Origin of the sequence: Microbacterium mitrae (genome assembly GCF_008017445.1) — a bacterium.
In the GTDB taxonomy this organism is placed as follows: Bacteria; Actinomycetota; Actinomycetes; order Actinomycetales; family Microbacteriaceae; genus Microbacterium; species Microbacterium mitrae.
In genome coordinates, this window is the sequence record NZ_VRSW01000006.1 from 21,784 (window position 1) to 37,203 (window position 15,420).

The following is a 15,420-nucleotide window of genomic DNA, read 5'->3' on the forward strand; positions in this document are numbered from 1 at the left end:
ATTTCTGCCTTTCCGCTGCTTCGATGCAACAGGTGTGAGGGTGAAGCTTTACGGCGCGCTGAGTCCAACGCTCGCGAAGGCCGCTTGCGCGCGGGCTTCGGTGAGCGATGCCGCGAATGCCAGCGCGGATGGAGGTGCAGCAACGCCAGCGCCGATCGCGAAGCGACCATAGGACTGCAGTGCGTGCGGAATCGGCGCCACCACGTGCTCGCCGGCAACCGAACGCAACTCCGAGACCTGCTGGATAGCGACGTCAGCGCGACCGTCGATCACTGCTTCTGCGGTGAGACCCGCGGGGAACCGCACGGCGCGCTCGTCGATGACGTCGAGCAGGTCGCGCTCGCGGAGCACATTCATGAAGTGGATTCCGCTGGCGCCGGAGAGCGTGTACGCGACGCGCGAGTCGCGCAGGTACTGCACAAACGCCTCTTCGGTGTCGGCCGTCGGCGCAGGGCTGTCAGCCAGCCGCGCAAACCCGACGGCCGAAACCGCGATGTCTACGACGGTGTCCGCGTTCAAAATGCCCTGAGCGGCCAGATCGTGCGCGGAGGCCGAAACGCCGAGAAACAGATCGGGGCGCTCACCGGCTGCGATCTTTTCGAGCAGCACGGTCGTCGGCTCAAACGTTGCCACGATGCGCTCGCCGGTGGCCGCTTCGAACGCCGGGATGAGTTCTTCAACGAGAGGCTGTCGAACAACGAGTCCGCTGTAGAGAGTGATCATGGGCGGGGCTCCTGAGGGGTCTGAGGCTGCAGCGCAGCGAGCTGATGTTCCGTCAGGGGTGCGGTGCGCATCCCCTGGGTGAGGAAGAAGATTTGCGCGGTGTGTTCGAGCTCTTCGAGCGCGTCCAGCGCCGACTCCAGATCACTCCCGGCAATAACGGGGCCGTGGTTGCGCAAGAGCAGCGCGTGCGAGCGCGTGGCCGCTTGCTGCACGGCCTCGGTCGCCGCCTTGTCGCCGGGTGCAAAGTAGGGCAACACTTCGAGGGGTGCGACCCGCATGCCGTAGTAGGCCGTGAGCGGCGGCAGTGGTTGCGCCTGATCAAGGTCGGCTAAGCACGAGAGCGCCGCCGCGTGCACCGAGTGTGTGTGCACAATTGCCTGTGCCGTCGGCCTCGACTGCAGCACGGCGACGTGCAAGAACGCCTCTTTTGTGGGCGGCGGGCCATCGAGATGACGGCCGTCAGCGTCGAGAACAGAAAGCTCGGCGGCCGAGACATCGGCCAGGCTCACGCCGGTCGGCGTCACGAGAATGTGATCACCTTCGCGCACGGCCAGATTGCCCGTACGACCGTGGGTGAGACCGCGCCGGTGGATCGAGTGCGCGACTCGTTCGAGAGTCTTGCGCAACTCAGTCATGGCTCGCGCCTCCGGCAAGCGACGTGAACATGTCGACCTCGCCAAAGTTTCCTGACTTCAGCACAAGATGCACGCCACCGGCAACGTCGTGAATCCACGGCGCACCCACGGCGGCCTCATCTCCCACCACGGCAACCGTGGTTCCGAGTTCACGAATCACGGCACCCGACGTCTCGCCTCCCGCGACGAGCATGCGCTGAACGCCACGATGAGCCAGGCCGTTGGCGACGATTCCTGCCACCTGTTCGTACAGTTCTCCGGCCTCGGGCAGTTCGTCATTGCGTTCTTCAGCAGAGCTTGACGAGTAGATCATCGCCGACGTGTCTGTGGGCTGTTCGTCCCACCACGTCAGCGCTGCTTCAGCCAGCTGAGCCGCGGTCTGGCCCGGTGCCGCGACGACGCGATGCGACAATCCGCCCGACGACTCGAACGCGGCGATTTGCTCGAGAGTGCGGCGCGAGCAGCTTCCGGCGATGATCGCGGTGCGACCGGCCGGCGGTGCAGAAACGGTGCGACCGGATGCGGCCTGACGTTCGGCAATGGCGCCGATGAGCCCGGCGGATCCGGCCGTCAGCACGGCGTCATCTGTCGCTTCGGCGATGATCGCCAGGTCGGCTGCGGTGACGGCGTCGGCAATCACCTGCGTCACGCTCACGCTCCCCTGCGTAACACCTGCGCTCTCGGCCGCGGCGATCGTTGCACGTACGGCAACGGCTCCATCGCGCGCGGCAGAGAGCGGCAGGGTCATGACGGCACCGCGCGATTGCGGCGTCAGCAGGCGCGCCAGATTTGAGTCGCGCATCGGCGTGATCGGGTGGTGCGCCATGTGCGTCTCGTGCAACGGAACATCAAAGACGTACAGATTGCCGTCATTCACGGTGCGGCCGTGAATCGGAGCCGCAGGGGTCGTCACGACGGTGGACACCCCGAGCGCCTCGGCGAGCGCCTCCGTGACGGGCCCAATGTTGCCCTCGTCCGTGGAGTCGAACGTCGAGCAGTACTTGAAATAGAAGCGCGTGGCGCCCGCATTTTCCAGGGAGCGCAGCGCCACCAGACTCGTCGCGACAGCTTCTGCCACCGGAATCGAACGTGTCTTCAGCCCAATCACAATCGCGTCGGCATCCTCGGTGACCGAGGTCTCGGCGTTGAAGGCGAGCAACGTCTGCAGGCCCTCACGGCTGAGCGCCGCAGCCACATCGGTGGCACCGGTCACATCATCGGCGATGACACCAATCATCGGGGGGACGCCTCGATAACATCGCGCAGGCTGGCGGCGGCAACGCTCGGGCCGTCGAGAACCGGAACCGTGATGCGGGTACGCAACGCCTCGGCCGCGGGGGCGAGGGAATACTGAGCGAGCACGACCACGTCGTACGGCTCGGTGACCTCGGCGATGGCGGCAGCAAGGTGATCGGCCAGCTCGTCGGTGGCGAGGGGCTTTGCCGCAGCAGGAACCACGACAGAGCGGATGGAGGTCGTCTTGTTGGCGGCGGCGAAGGCCGCCTCAAGGCGCGCCGAGCTGTCAGCGGCCGCCGACTCCAAAGACGCCACGAGGAGAACGTTGGCGGGTGAGAGCGACACCGTCTTGTCGAACAGTGGTCCGTCGGCGGAGAACACGACCACACCGTCGGCGGCGAGATCACGATGATCGGCGCGCACGCCGTACTGCGAGCAGGTCAGCAACACACCGTCGGCACCGCCGGCGATGGCGGAGTCGATGAGGGTGTCCATGCGAGCGGCCAGCGGCGCCGTCATCTCACCCTGCTGGCCCAGATCGGCAAGCAGTCGGTCATCGAGAAGGTTCCAGACCGTGCTGTTCGGAAAAACCGCGCCTACGGCGGAAGCCGCCGGAGCAATGGCCAGCGGGGTCGCACTAATCAGGGCGATTTTCACATCGTTCATTGGGCAATCCTTTCGATCCAGCTGAGGCCTTCGTCGGTGTCACCAACCGGGCCATATTCGCAGCCAACCCATCCGGCGTAGCCGCTGGCGGCGATCCGCGCGAGCACCCGCTCATACGCAATTTCGCCCGTTCCGGGCTCACCGCGACCGGGGTTGTCTGCGATCTGTACGTGCCCAACCAGCGGGGCAAGTCGTTCGAAACGTTCGATCACATTTCCGCGGTCTGTCTGGGCGTGATACACGTCGAAAAGCACGCCGACAGTCTCCGGATCAACCGCGGCTGCTACCGCGGCCGCCGTCTCCATCGAAGCCAGGCCATACGCGGGCTGTTCGCGCTTGTTGATGGCCTCAAGCACGATGCGAACGCCCGCCTCGCGAGCCTGCGCTGCCGCCCATTCGATGTTGGTGACATACGTCGCAAACGCCAGCTCTGGTTCCGCATCCACGGGCCGCAGGCCAGCCATCACGTGAACGATCGGGTTGCCCAGCACATCCGCGTATTCAAGAGCACGCTCGACGCCCTCGCGGAATTCAGCGCGAGCGCCAGGCACGAAGGCGGCGCCCATGACGGTGGCGGAACCAGCGGTGCCGGCCGGAGTGTTGATCAGGGCCTGGGTGAGGCCCGCGTTATCAAGCAGCTCTCGCACGCGGGCAGCGGGCAGTTCGTAGGGGGATGCAAACTCAACCCCGGTGAATCCTGCCGCGGCCGCCGCATCAAAGCGCGCTTCGAAGGGGAGCTCGGTGTACATCCATTTGAGGTTGGCCGCCAGCCGAAGCGGGCCGCCCGATGTCTGGATGATCATGCGGCACCCTCTTGGTACGCCGGGTTCACGACGAACTGTGCATCGCCTCCGGCGAGAACGTTGATGACGTTGGTCGCAGCCATCCGGCCAGACTCGCCACGAGCTTCACGGGTTGCACCCGCAACGTGGGTGGTGGCGAGGATGCCAGGAGTGTGCAGCAGCGCACTGTCTGCGGGCAGGGGTTCGTGCTCGAAGACGTCGAGCGCGGCGCCGCCGATAACACCGTTGCGAACGGCGTCAACGAGGGCGGCTTCGTCAACAATGCCGCCACGGGCCGTGTTCACCAGAATCGCGTCGTTCTTCATGAGACGCAGGCGCTCCGCGTTGATGAGGTTGCGCGTCGAATCGTCGAGGAACAGATGCAGCGTGACGAAATCGGACTGGGCAAGAACGTCGTCAAGCTCGGCGCGAGCAATATTGTGTGCCGCGGCGAAAACGTCGTCAAAGTAGGGGTCATAGGCGATGACGTTCATGCCGAAGCCCGCGGCAATCGTGGCGACGGCCTTGCCGATGGATCCAAGCCCCAGCACGCCCAGTGTCGCGCCGCGAAGCTCGCGGCCGGTGAGTTGCTGCCAGGTGCCTGCCGCCAGATTGCTGATGTTCTCGGGAATACGACGGGCAACGCCCAGCATGAGGGCAAAGACGTGTTCGGCAACGGCCTGGCGGTTGGCGCCGGCGGTGACACACACCGGAATGCCCTGCTCGCTCGCCGCGGCGACATCAACGCTGTCGTAGCCGACGCCGGTGCGAACAACGATCTCCAGGTTCGGGGCGCTGGCGAGGTCACCCGCCGTCAGCGGCTGGGTACCGGCGATGATGGCGCGTGTGGAGGCCAGCAGCGCGCGACGGTCGGCCTCGGCGAGGGCGGTGAGGTTCGGCTCGTGGTGGGTCGTGAGACCGGAACCACGCAGCATCGCGTCAACTTCGTCGCCCGGGTTGAGGAAGGCGGTCGTGATCAGGACATCGTGGGACGTGGTGTTTTCGGTCACCAGATTCCTCCTTGGTATTCGGAAGCGGTGAATGCTCCGCCGTGATATTTGGGGGCAGGAACACTGCGGTCAATGTTCTGCGCGTGGTCTGCCGCATTGTCTTGCGGGGTAAATCCGATGGCGGCCCAGCCGGCCTGCGCGTCCCACCAACTGTCGGTGTTTGCCGAGACGCCGTAGACGACCTGGCAGCCGACGGGGCCGCTCTCGATCGCGCACCGGGTGAGCTCGATGCCATCGCGCCAGCTCAGCCATAGCGCCAACTGGCGCACATCCTCTGGAGCGGGACGGAAGGTTCCGATGCGCAGCAGCACCGACTCGACGCCCCACTTGTCGTAGTACAGGCTCGCCAGCGCTTCGCCAAACGCTTTCGAGACGCCGTAATAGGTGTCTGGGCGAATCGAAGCGGTCTCGTCGAGACGCTCGGAGGCGGGGTGAAAACCGATGATGTGGTTGGAGCTGGCGAACACGACGCGGCGCACGCCCGCGAGGCGGGCCGCCTCGTAGACGTTGTAGGTGCCATCAATGTTGGCCTCGCGGATGCGCTCAAATGAGGCTTCGTCGGCGACAGCGCCGAGGTGCACGATGACGTCAATACCCTGGGCGGCGGCGGTCAAAGCTTGCAGGTCACCGAGGTCGCCGACGACGACCTCTTCACCCGCGAAGAGGGGTTCGACGGGTTCGCTGCGCACGTAGAGGACGACGCGCTCGTATCGACCGGCGAGTCCTTCGCGAATCACGCGGCCCATACGGCCAGCGCCTCCGGTATAGAGGACGGAAGTCATGAGTGTCCTTTCGTGGCAGCACCGGCTCAGCCGATGCTGCGGTCGCTCTCGGGGCTCAGGGCGTCGGCAAAGAAGCTGATCTGGGCGCGCTGCTCTCGCAGGCGCTGCACCTCACGGTCGATGATGCTGAGGCCGACGTCATGGCCGGGCAGCAGGGTTGCGTCGGTGTCGGTCATCAGCGAGCGCAGGCGATCGATGGTGCGAACGCTGGCGTCTTCGTCCATCGTGGAGTCGACGTGCGAGGTGGCCAATTCGTGAATGTTCTTCACGGAGTCGCCGGCGAAGACGAGGGAATTTTCCGCGCGGTCGGTAAAGAATGCGAGGTGATGTGGCGTGTGGCCCGGGGCGGCAATCGCGTGGATTCCGGGCAGCACCTCTTGGCCCTCCCGCATCCGTTCGACGCCTTCGGTGCGGCGCATCAGCTCCTGCACGTGCAAATCGGGGATGAACTTGGTTCCGGCCGGCTGCTCTGCCGCCCAGGCGAGTTCTTGCTCCCCCACCCAGGTGACGGCGTTCTGGAACATCGTGAAGTTGGCGACGTGATCCCAGTGCATGTGGGTCAGCAGAACGTCGGTGATGTCTGCCGAGGCGAGGCCGAGGCGATCAAGCGACTCGTGAATCAGCGGAATGTACGCGGGTTGCCCCGCATCAATCAGGACGCGGCGCGTTCCGTCGTCGAGAAGCCAGAGGCTGCTCCAACCGAAGGCGCCGTGCGAGGCGGACTTGCCGGGAAAGCCCTCAACGAGCGGGTGCGCGACGTACCGCGCCGGGGTCTGCTGTGTCTGCATCGTTGCACCTCCAGTCCTATATTATTCACTATAGTATTGGATTCCTCATGGCTTTGTCTATGGTTGTCGCCGTCTTAGCTACCCAGTAGGCGCTGCGTAGCGCCGACAACGTGCAAGCGCATCGCTTCTGCCGCGGCATCTGCATCACCCGCCGCGAGCGCATCGAAAATCGCACCGTGTTCCGGCGCAGCCTGACGCGCACCCGTGCGACCGAACTTAGAGAAGAGTCGGAACCGCTGCACCTGACCGGCAAGCGCCGCGTATGCCAGCTCCAAGAACTGGTTGCCAGATTGCTCGGCGATCAGGGTGTGAAAGCGGTTGTCCGAGCGCCAGTACATGTCAAACCCTTCGGTCTCCATGTCTGCGGCATCGGCCGAGCGCTCAAACTCATCCATGCTCTCGCGCAACGCGGCGAGAAACTCGGGCGTGATACGCAGCGCGGCATCGTGCGCAAGACGGGGCTCCAGCACAAGACGTGCTTCCTTCAGCTGCTCAACCTCGGCGCGCGTCATCATTGGTGCGACGCGGTATCCGCGAAGCGCCTCCCGCTGAACGAGACCCGTGTACTCCAAGCGCGCAAGCGCCTCACGAAGCGGCGTCTGGCTGACGTCAAGCTCGCGCGAGAGGGCGCCAATGTTCAGGCTTTCGCCCGCTCCGCGCTCCCCCGACATGAACTGATGCAGAAGTAGGTCATACATCTGATCAGCGATCGGTTGCCGCGATGACTTGCGCTCGGCCACTAGCTCTCCCATGCGTTGATTATCTGAATCAGCATTGAGCCTACCGCCCATGCCCTCCGGGGCCGGGTTTCGGGGGGTTTGGGGGGTGCTGGTTGGTGGTGGGGGTGGGTGGGGTGTTTGGTTCCGGCGCTGTTCCGTAAGCGGCTCTGGGGTGCAACCCGGTGCGGAGGTGGAACCATATGGTTCCGCCTCACTGCGCGCATCGACGTGCAATTCGTGAGCGATTGCGGGGATACTCCCCCGAATACCGCCGTTACCCCCTTTCGACGCCGCAGTCCGCGAGGATGCGGTGTCTTCTGTTTTCACAACCCCCTCAGGAGTCTTTCGTGCCCACTCTTATGGTCATCGTCGCCAGCACCCGCCAGGCCCGCATCGGTCACACCGTCGCAGACTGGGTTATCAGTGCGGCTAACGAGCGCGCAGATTTGACCGTCGATGTCGCTGATCTGCAGGAGATTGGCCTGCCGTTCTTCGACGAGGCGCACCCGCCCATGATGGGTCAGTATGAGCTGCCCCACACCCTCGCTTGGGCCGAGCGCGTCGCCGCGGCGGACGCCTTTTTGATCGTCAGCCCGGAGTACAACGGCTCCTACCCCGGCGTGCTGAAGAACGCGCTTGACTACCTCCTCGCCGAGTGGCAGGGCAAGCCGGCGGGCATCATCGGCTACGGCGCCTACCCCGAAAGCCGCATGATCGGCCAGCTCGACTTCGTGCTGCGCAACCTCAAGCTGGACCGCACCAGCATCGACCTGCAGGTGCAGACTCCGTGGACCATGCTCGACAACGACGGCAAGCTCGTCGCACCCGTTGAGCTCAACGACACCCTCGCATCGATGCTGGATGAGCTCTCGCTCGCTGGCGCCGAGGTTGTCGCCGCGTAAGTAGGCTCTGCCCGCACGCGTGGCGTCGTTGGCGTGTGCTGGCGCGGCGGCGTGAGCCGGTGAGCGAAAGGGGCGCCTGGAACCGTTTGGTTTCGGGCGCCCCTTTGCGTTGCGATGCGTAAGGGCGTCGCCGTCGAGCACCGGGGCGCCATCCTCGCGAGAGATATGCGGAGCTGCTTGCGCGCCCTCGAATTGCCCGGGGGCTCGCGTCTCAACATTCGAGGTTCTCCACGATCACTTGGACATTTTTTAGAAGATTTATTCGACAAAGCTACCAGATCGAGGTAGAATGGGGGCATGTCGAAGTTGACGCTCCTTTTAGAGGCAATATCAAGCCTCTCCGAGGCATGGGCCGATGCTTCTGATTCGAACGATCTTTCGAGAAAGCAACTCATTTCGGCGATGGAGGCCGTTGGAGTCGCGAGGCGACGCCTCGATGCCGTGCAGGTCGATATCGCGGCGGGGCTTGCGAAAGAGTCACGCGCCGATCTCGGGGCAGACTCACTCGCGAAGCAACACGGATTTCGCACACCGGCGAAGATGCTCTCCACGACCCTCGGCGTCTCGACGGGCGACGCAATACGTCTCATCAAGGTCGGCGAGAGCACCGCAGCGCGCACAGATCTCCTTGGCGCGCGACTGCCGGCAAAGTACCCACTCGTTGCCGCGGCCCTCGAAGCCGGAACACTCGGGGCGCCAGCCGCGTCACTCATCACGGTTCTCCTCGACCGGTGTCGCATGGCGGCCGGTGCGGCGCAAACCCAAGAAGGCGAACGCATACTGGTCGAGTCGGCCACCGGCCTCGCAATCGACGACGTACGCAAGCTGATCGTGCGAGCCGAGGCGTGGCTCGATCCAGACGGGATTGAGCCACGCGAGCAAGAACGGCAAGCACAACGATCACTCACCCTCTTCGAGCGAGACGGATTCGTTCACCTCACCGCAAAGTTCGATGTTGAGTCGGCCGCACCCATCGTCTCGGCGCTACGGGGATATGTGAGTGCAACGTTCGCCGCGCGCAAAGAAGCGGTTGACCCCGAGGGAGACAAGCGTTCCGTCCCGATGTTGCAGGCCGACGCGCTCAGCCTGTTCTGCGCGCACATGCTCGAATGCAAGGCCAAAGGCCCCAATCTCGCCGGCGCAACGATCATCGTTCGCATGACGCTCACCGACTTACAAGACGAAACAAACACCGGGTCGGCGACCATCGACGGTATCGACCAGCCGATCAGCGCCAGCGCCGCACGCCGCATGGCCGCCAACGGCGGAACCATCCCCTGCGTGCTCGGCAGCGAGAGCGAAATTCTCGACTGGGGTCGCGAAAAGCGGCTCTTCACCCGCGCGCAACGCCTCGCGCTCGCCGAACGCGACGGAGGCTGCGCGATGTGCGGATTACCGCCCGAAATGACCCGCGCGCATCACATTCGATGGTGGCAACGCGATCGCGGCCCAACCGACCTCGACAACGGCGTCCTGCTCTGCGAAACCTGCCATCACCGCATACACGACAACGACTGGAATATCCGCATCACCGGCACAGGTATCAAGGCCAAAGTGTGGTTCGTCCCGCCGCCCCATATCGACCCGCAAGGCACACCCCGCCTCGGCGGACGAGCCCGCTACGACCTCGCGGCCTAACCGGGGAGCCGCAAGACAACCCGGCAGCCCGGCAACCCGGCAGCCTGGCAATACAACCCGGCAGCCCGGCAGCCCGGCAAGACAGCCCGGCAGCCCGGCAATCCCGGGCGGGGCAATCCCGGGCGGGCAACCAACACCCGGTGGAGCACCACGGTGAAACGACCGATCGAAAACTTCGCGCAAACGCGCCGCCGATTCGGGTGAAACGCGACACAAAACGCCGGTCGAAAGGAAGAAAACTCCATCCGAGCGCCCAAACCACCCCCGTCGATAGGGTGAAAAACAACCCACAAGCCAGGCGTGGGAATGAGCGGAGGAACATCTCGTGGCATCAACCACAGCCATCGTCAACGGCGTCCTGATCGACGCGACGGGCGCCGCGCCCGTCGATAACGCCGTCATCGTCATCGTCGACGACACAATCACCGCAGCCGGCCCCGCAGCAGACATCACGGTTCCGGCCGATGCAACGATCATCGACGCCGCAGGCAAGTGGATCATCCCCGGACTCATGGACGCCAACGTCCACCTCGTCTCCGCCCGCACGCCCGACACGATCCTCGAATTCGAGGGCCGCTACGACGAACTCGTGCGCGAAGCCGCCGAAATCGCGCTCAAATACGGCCTCACCACCATCTTCGACACGTGGGGTCCGGCCGGCCCCACCGCCGCGATCCGCGACCGCATCAACGCCGGAGAACTCGTCGGCTCGCGCATCTACATGGCCGGCAACATCCTCGGCCTCGGTGGCCCGCTCGCCGACGACTTCTTCCCCATCGGCTCCATCCTGGAACCAGCAACCATGGCGCGCATCAACGCGATCTGGGAGGAGGGAACCGGCACGCACCTCGCGTACCTGACCCCCGCAGAGGTGAAAGAGGTCGTGCGCGACTATATCCAGCGCACGCGCCCCGACTTCATCAAATATGCCGCGACCGACCACGTCGCAACCGGCTACCTCATGCTCTCAGAAGAATCGCAGCGCGCCATCGTCGAGGCGGCACACGAAGCTGGCCTCACCGTGCAGGCACACACCACAACGGTGGAGAGCCTGCGCATCGAGGTCGAGCTCGGCGCCGACCTGCTGCAACACCCCGACGCCACCATCGGCCGCCTCATTCCCGATGACCTGCTCGATACGATCGTGCAGAACCAGATTCCGTGCGCTGCACTGGTGCGCACAAAAGAGCACGAAGACTGGCTGATTGAGCAGTCGGGTGGCGCGATCGACGCGATGATGAACAACCTCATCCAAAACGACAACGCCCTCATCGCCAAGGGTGCCCGCGTGCTGCTCACCACCGACGGCTTCGCCTACGGCCAGCGCGTGAAGAATCACCCCGGGTTCCGCCCCGGCATTCGCGACAACGTGCCCGACATGCCAACCCAGATCGGCATCAGCCACTTCTTCTGGATTCGCGGCGCCGTGCAGCGTGGGCTCGACCCGATGGAAGCGCTCCGCTCGGCAACCAGCTACATCGCCGAGGCGTACCAGGTTGATGACCAGATCGGCACGCTCGTGCCAGGCAAGAAGGCTGACCTGTTGATCCTCACCGCCGATCCCCTCGCCGACCCCCGCAACTACCAACACATCGACACCGTCATGAAAGACGGCGCGGTCATCGATCGCGAAGCCCTCGGCCAAAACCTGCTGCTCGCCGACGACCCCGGTCTGTAAGCAGCACCTCCGACGTACCCGGCGCCGTCCCTACGCCGGGTACGTCACCTCTCCATCAGCGCCCACAATCGCGCCCTCGCTCAACTGGGCAGAGACCAGGTTCCGCTCGCCCATGATGTGACAAACCTCATGCCCGCGCGCGAGCAGATAGTCGGTGATGATGCGGCGATGGCACCGCCACCACACCGCCTCCGAACACATCAGTGCCAGCCGCCGCTCGCTCCCCGCCGCGATCACCTCATCCAGCGCCGCGGCAAAATCGGGCGACAATGCGTGGTCGGCATAGTTGTGAAAGCTGCGATTTTGCCACCACGCGTTCACCGCGAACGGCACGGTGTGACTCACCGGCCGACGGCCCGTCAGAGCCTGAAACCGCTCGACCGCGATGCCTTCCGCCGCGAGCGCCGGCGCCAGCACCTCGGCGTTGAACCAGGGGTACCGCGTCGAGCCCGGCAACTTGCGCACGTCAACGACGAGCTGAATGTCGGAACCATGAAGCAGACTGATGAAGTCGCCAAGAGCCAGCGTGGAATGGCCGATGGTGAAGAAGGATTCACTCATCGAGGTGGGTGAGCGCACTGCCCTTGTGCGCCGCGATGTGATCGGTCTTATCGCTCTTGATTTCGTACTGCGGCTCGTGTGGCGAGGCGTGATGCGTGTAGCCCTTGTAATCGAAGTTCGCCGTGTGCACCGCGATGATGGTTCCGCTCACGCGCCCCGCCTCGGAGTTCCACCCAACGTGGTCACCAACCGCGAATTGCTCACCCATGACAGCATCCTCCCAACGCTCATCGCCGAGGACAAGCCATGCGAGCAAAACACCGAAAGTTCTCCCCAGCTGTGGATAACTCGGTGGATAACCTGTGAAGAAGCGCCCATAGGTTGTTCATAGACCCGGGGATAACTGTGTAAATCGAAAGCACCATCGAAACTACACGCATGTAATTTGATCGCTGATCACGTGTTCCCTTCACCGCGCCTGATACTCCGTCCTGCCCAACTCATCCACAGGTTCCACACCCTCACGCGGTTAGCATTGACCCACATACTCGACGCGAGATAGCGACAGAAAGGTCCGCCCTTTGATCGACACGCTCGACACGACGGCGCTGTCCGCACCGATTGATCCAAGCGTGCGCGGAGGATGGGTAGGCCGAATGTGATGGCCAACTTTGTCGATGGCGCCAGCGCCTTCGACGTCGAACTCGTCGACAACTGGGCAATTCTCTCCACACCCGGCCCGTTCGATCGGCTCGACCCTGAAGCATGGAACCGCCGAGTCGCCGCCGTCAACGCGATCCTCGCGAAAGTGGATCAGTGGGCGCGCTGGCGTGATGACCGAGTAACGAACAGCACGGATTCGGGCAGCCAGACAGCCACCGAAGTCGCCCCAGAAGGCCGCCGGCTCAGAGGTGGCAGCGGCGTTCAAGGCTGTCTTCTCGGGTTGCTCGGGATCATCGTCGTTGGCGCGATTATCTTCCTCCCCTTCCTGCTGCCCGCGATTCTGGAAAGCCTGTAGTCCGGGCGCGCACGCCGCCACCACAACCGCCACGCAGGGCCACCGCCCAAGGCAACCAACCAGCGCCGCCACCCAGCGAAGCCTCCCGCGCATCACCCATTTGGATGATGTTTAGTTCCCCCACATTCGCGATGTTTCGACGCCTCATTCTTGGTGGGCTGGAACCATGGCTCGCTCTGACACACTCTCCCGCTTCGCCGGCACGCTCACCTCACGAAAGGGCGCCTGGGTTTCACTCACGCTCGGCCTGCTCGTCATGGTGCTGCTGTTCGGCGCCTTCGGCTCGGCGCACGCTCCGGCCGGCAACGCACAGGCACCAACCGACTCTGAGTCGGCGGTCGCCAGCGAACTCATGGCGAAGTTTCCCGACGCTGACGAACAATCGGTGATTGTGCTCGCCACCCGCACCGATGGTTCCGCCCTCACCCCCGCCGACACCGACGCGCTCACCGCACTGCTGCCCGCGCTCGACGAGTCGGCGCCCGCGCCGGCATCGGGGCCGATCATGAGCGAAGACGGCGAGGCTGCGATCATGCTCAACCCGATCACGGTTGGCGCGAACAACACCGAGACCGCCGATGTCGTCGAAGCGCTACGCACCACGCTCGCGGCCAATCCGATCGACGGGCTGAGCCTGCTCGTCACGGGCGGTCCGGCGTTTGGCGCGGACATTGCTGCGGCGTTCGACGGCGCCAACTTCACCCTGCTGTTGGTGACGATCCTCATCGTTGCGCTGCTGCTCATCATCACGTACCGCTCCCCCATTCTTTGGCTGTTGCCACTCACCGTCGTCGCGCTCGCCGACGGTCTCGCCGGCCGCGTCACCGCCGCCGCTGGCGCTGCGTTTGACCTGCAGTTCGACGCCGGAATCATCAGCGTGCTCGTGTTCGGTGCCGGCACCAACTACGCACTGCTGCTGATCTCGCGCTATCGCGAAGAACTCCTCGCGCACACCGATCACCGCGCAGCGCTCAGCACCGCCTGGCGCAAGACGGCACCGGCGATCATCGCCTCGAACGTCACGGTCGTACTCTCGCTGTTGACCCTGGTGCTCGCCGTCATTCCCGGCACTCACGGCCTCGGCGTCTCCTCAGCCCTTGGCCTCCTCATCGCCCTCGCCGCCGTGCTGCTCGTGTTGCCGCCGCTGCTCGCGGTGTGCGGCCGCCGCGTGTTCTGGCCCTTCGTTCCGCGCCCCGCAAGCGCGGCGGAACCACGTGGTTCCGTCACGAGCACCACCCGCCCCGGCGTCTGGCGCCGCGTTGCGAGCGCGGTGGTCGGACGCCCGATTCCCAGCCTGATCGCGGGCGTCGCGGTACTCGGCATCATGATGACCGGGCTCTTCGGAACCACGATTGGACTGGATCAGGTCGAGAAGTTCCGCGTGCAGTCGGAGTCGGCCACCGGCCTCGAGGTGCTCTCGGAGCACTTTGCGCCCGGTGAGGCGCAACCGATTTACGTGATCGCGAACGCCGATTACGCCGATGAGGTGGTTGCGGCCGTCTCCGATGTGGATGGCGTCGTGCGCGCCCATTCCATCGAAACCACGGCGGATGGCGCCCTCAGCAAGATCATGGTGACGAGCGAATTCGCCCCCAGTAGCGACGCGAGCCTGGCGCAGATCAACGAGCTACGCGGCGCCGTGCACGAGATCGACGGCGCGAATGCCGTGGTCGGCGGAGCCGTCGCAACCGACGTTGACGCGCGCACCGGCAACCAGGCCGACCTGTGGCTCGTCGCCCCGCTGATTCTCGCGGTCAGCTTTATCGTGTTGTTGTTCCTGCTGCGCTCAATCGTCGCGCCGGTGATCCTGCTCATCGTGAACGTTGCCAGCGCGATCGCCGCCATCGGCGCGGGTGCGTGGCTCAGCCGCGTGCTCTTTGACCAGCACGCTCTCGATCTGCAGGTTCCGCTGCTCGCGTTCTTGTTCTTGGTCGCGCTCGGCATCGACTACACGATCTTCCTGGTGCATCGTGCCCGTACCGAAGCCGGCACCCGCGGCACGCGTGCCGGCATGGTCGAGGCCGTCGCGCGCACCGGCAGCGTCATCACTAGCGCTGGCATCGTGCTCGCCGGCGTGTTCGCCGCTCTCGGCGTGCTGCCGCTCGTGACTCTTGGCCAGCTCGGGCTCATCGTTGGCGTCGGCGTGATCGTTGACACCCTCATGGTGCGCACCGTGATTGTTCCGGCACTCTTCTCGCTCGTCGGCGACAAGATGTGGTGGCCCTCCAACCCCGAGACCGAAGGCCGAAGCGCCGCAAGCGCGAGCGTTGCTGGGGTTGAGAGCCCCGACAACGGAACCATCGCAGCCCCCGAGTTCGCGCTCAACGAGGCAGAATGAGCGC

16 protein-coding genes are annotated in these 15,420 nt (G+C 64.6%); 5 read left to right on the forward strand and 11 right to left on the reverse strand.

Annotation, left to right across the window (positions count from 1 at the left end; all coding sequences use genetic code 11):
- Positions 1–48: 48 nt before the first annotated feature.
- From FVP60_RS12450 to FVP60_RS12490, 9 genes are all read right to left on the reverse strand, one after another.
- On the reverse strand, positions 49–723 hold the full coding sequence (locus tag FVP60_RS12450) for a molybdate ABC transporter substrate-binding protein (protein WP_147826620.1): 675 nt from the start codon (positions 721–723) through the stop codon (positions 49–51).
- A complete protein-coding gene (locus FVP60_RS12455) occupies positions 720–1,358 on the reverse strand; it encodes a class II aldolase/adducin family protein (protein WP_147826621.1) in 639 nt (212 codons plus the stop codon). The genes FVP60_RS12450 and FVP60_RS12455 overlap by 4 nt, the downstream gene beginning before the upstream one ends.
- Positions 1,351–2,595, reverse strand: coding sequence for a 3-oxo-tetronate kinase (gene otnK / locus FVP60_RS12460; protein WP_147826622.1), 1,245 nt, complete (start codon positions 2,593–2,595; stop codon positions 1,351–1,353). Before otnK ends, FVP60_RS12455 begins: the two co-directional genes overlap by 8 nt.
- On the reverse strand, positions 2,592–3,260 hold the full coding sequence (locus FVP60_RS12465) for a hypothetical protein (RefSeq protein ID WP_147826623.1): 669 nt from the start codon (positions 3,258–3,260) through the stop codon (positions 2,592–2,594). The genes otnK and FVP60_RS12465 overlap by 4 nt, the downstream gene beginning before the upstream one ends.
- On the reverse strand, positions 3,257–4,063 hold the full coding sequence (locus tag FVP60_RS12470; protein ID WP_147826624.1) for a hydroxypyruvate isomerase family protein: 807 nt from the start codon (positions 4,061–4,063) through the stop codon (positions 3,257–3,259). Before FVP60_RS12470 ends, FVP60_RS12465 begins: the two co-directional genes overlap by 4 nt.
- Positions 4,060–5,052, reverse strand: coding sequence for a phosphoglycerate dehydrogenase (locus FVP60_RS12475; protein ID WP_246132614.1), 993 nt, complete (start codon positions 5,050–5,052; stop codon positions 4,060–4,062). Before FVP60_RS12475 ends, FVP60_RS12470 begins: the two co-directional genes overlap by 4 nt.
- A complete protein-coding gene (locus tag FVP60_RS12480; protein ID WP_147826625.1) occupies positions 5,049–5,834 on the reverse strand; it encodes an NAD-dependent epimerase/dehydratase family protein in 786 nt (261 codons plus the stop codon). The genes FVP60_RS12475 and FVP60_RS12480 overlap by 4 nt, the downstream gene beginning before the upstream one ends.
- Before the next feature lie 26 nt (positions 5,835–5,860).
- Positions 5,861–6,622, reverse strand: coding sequence for an MBL fold metallo-hydrolase (locus FVP60_RS12485; RefSeq protein WP_147826626.1), 762 nt, complete (start codon positions 6,620–6,622; stop codon positions 5,861–5,863).
- A gap of 74 nt (positions 6,623–6,696) precedes the next feature.
- On the reverse strand, positions 6,697–7,374 hold the full coding sequence (locus tag FVP60_RS12490; protein WP_246132615.1) for a GntR family transcriptional regulator: 678 nt from the start codon (positions 7,372–7,374) through the stop codon (positions 6,697–6,699).
- 314 nt (positions 7,375–7,688) lie between these two features.
- On the opposite strand from FVP60_RS12490, the gene FVP60_RS12495 reads away from it, so the two are divergent.
- The 3 genes from FVP60_RS12495 to FVP60_RS12505 all read left to right on the forward strand — a co-directional run bounded on the left by FVP60_RS12495 (position 7,689) and on the right by FVP60_RS12505 (position 11,559).
- Positions 7,689–8,243 carry an NADPH-dependent FMN reductase gene (locus FVP60_RS12495; RefSeq protein ID WP_187240674.1) on the forward strand — a complete coding sequence of 185 codons (555 nt, stop codon included), beginning with the start codon at positions 7,689–7,691 and terminating at the stop codon, positions 8,241–8,243.
- Between the two features lie 297 nt (positions 8,244–8,540).
- Positions 8,541–9,881 (forward strand): HNH endonuclease, encoded by a 1,341-nt coding sequence (locus FVP60_RS12500; RefSeq protein ID WP_147826628.1) that lies wholly within the window; start codon positions 8,541–8,543, stop codon positions 9,879–9,881.
- A 325-nt stretch (positions 9,882–10,206) separates the two neighbouring features.
- A complete protein-coding gene (locus FVP60_RS12505; protein ID WP_147826629.1) occupies positions 10,207–11,559 on the forward strand; it encodes an amidohydrolase family protein in 1,353 nt (450 codons plus the stop codon).
- A 30-nt stretch (positions 11,560–11,589) separates the two neighbouring features.
- Here the strand turns inward: FVP60_RS12505 and FVP60_RS12510 are convergent, their stop codons facing one another.
- Positions 11,590–12,120, reverse strand: coding sequence for a DUF488 domain-containing protein (locus FVP60_RS12510; protein WP_147826630.1), 531 nt, complete (start codon positions 12,118–12,120; stop codon positions 11,590–11,592).
- Positions 12,113–12,328 carry a hypervirulence associated TUDOR domain-containing protein gene (locus FVP60_RS12515; protein ID WP_147826631.1) on the reverse strand — a complete coding sequence of 72 codons (216 nt, stop codon included), beginning with the start codon at positions 12,326–12,328 and terminating at the stop codon, positions 12,113–12,115. Before FVP60_RS12515 ends, FVP60_RS12510 begins: the two co-directional genes overlap by 8 nt.
- A 393-nt stretch (positions 12,329–12,721) precedes the next feature.
- On the opposite strand from FVP60_RS12515, the gene FVP60_RS12520 reads away from it, so the two are divergent.
- The gene (locus FVP60_RS12520) at positions 12,722–13,078 is read left to right on the forward strand and encodes a hypothetical protein (RefSeq protein WP_147826632.1); all 357 of its coding nucleotides are present in this window, start codon (positions 12,722–12,724) and stop codon (positions 13,076–13,078) included.
- A gap of 166 nt (positions 13,079–13,244) precedes the next feature.
- Entirely contained in the window at positions 13,245–15,416 is a 2,172-nt protein-coding gene (locus FVP60_RS12525; protein WP_147826633.1) for an MMPL family transporter, read from the forward strand.
- The last annotated feature ends 4 nt before the right edge of the window (positions 15,417–15,420 follow it).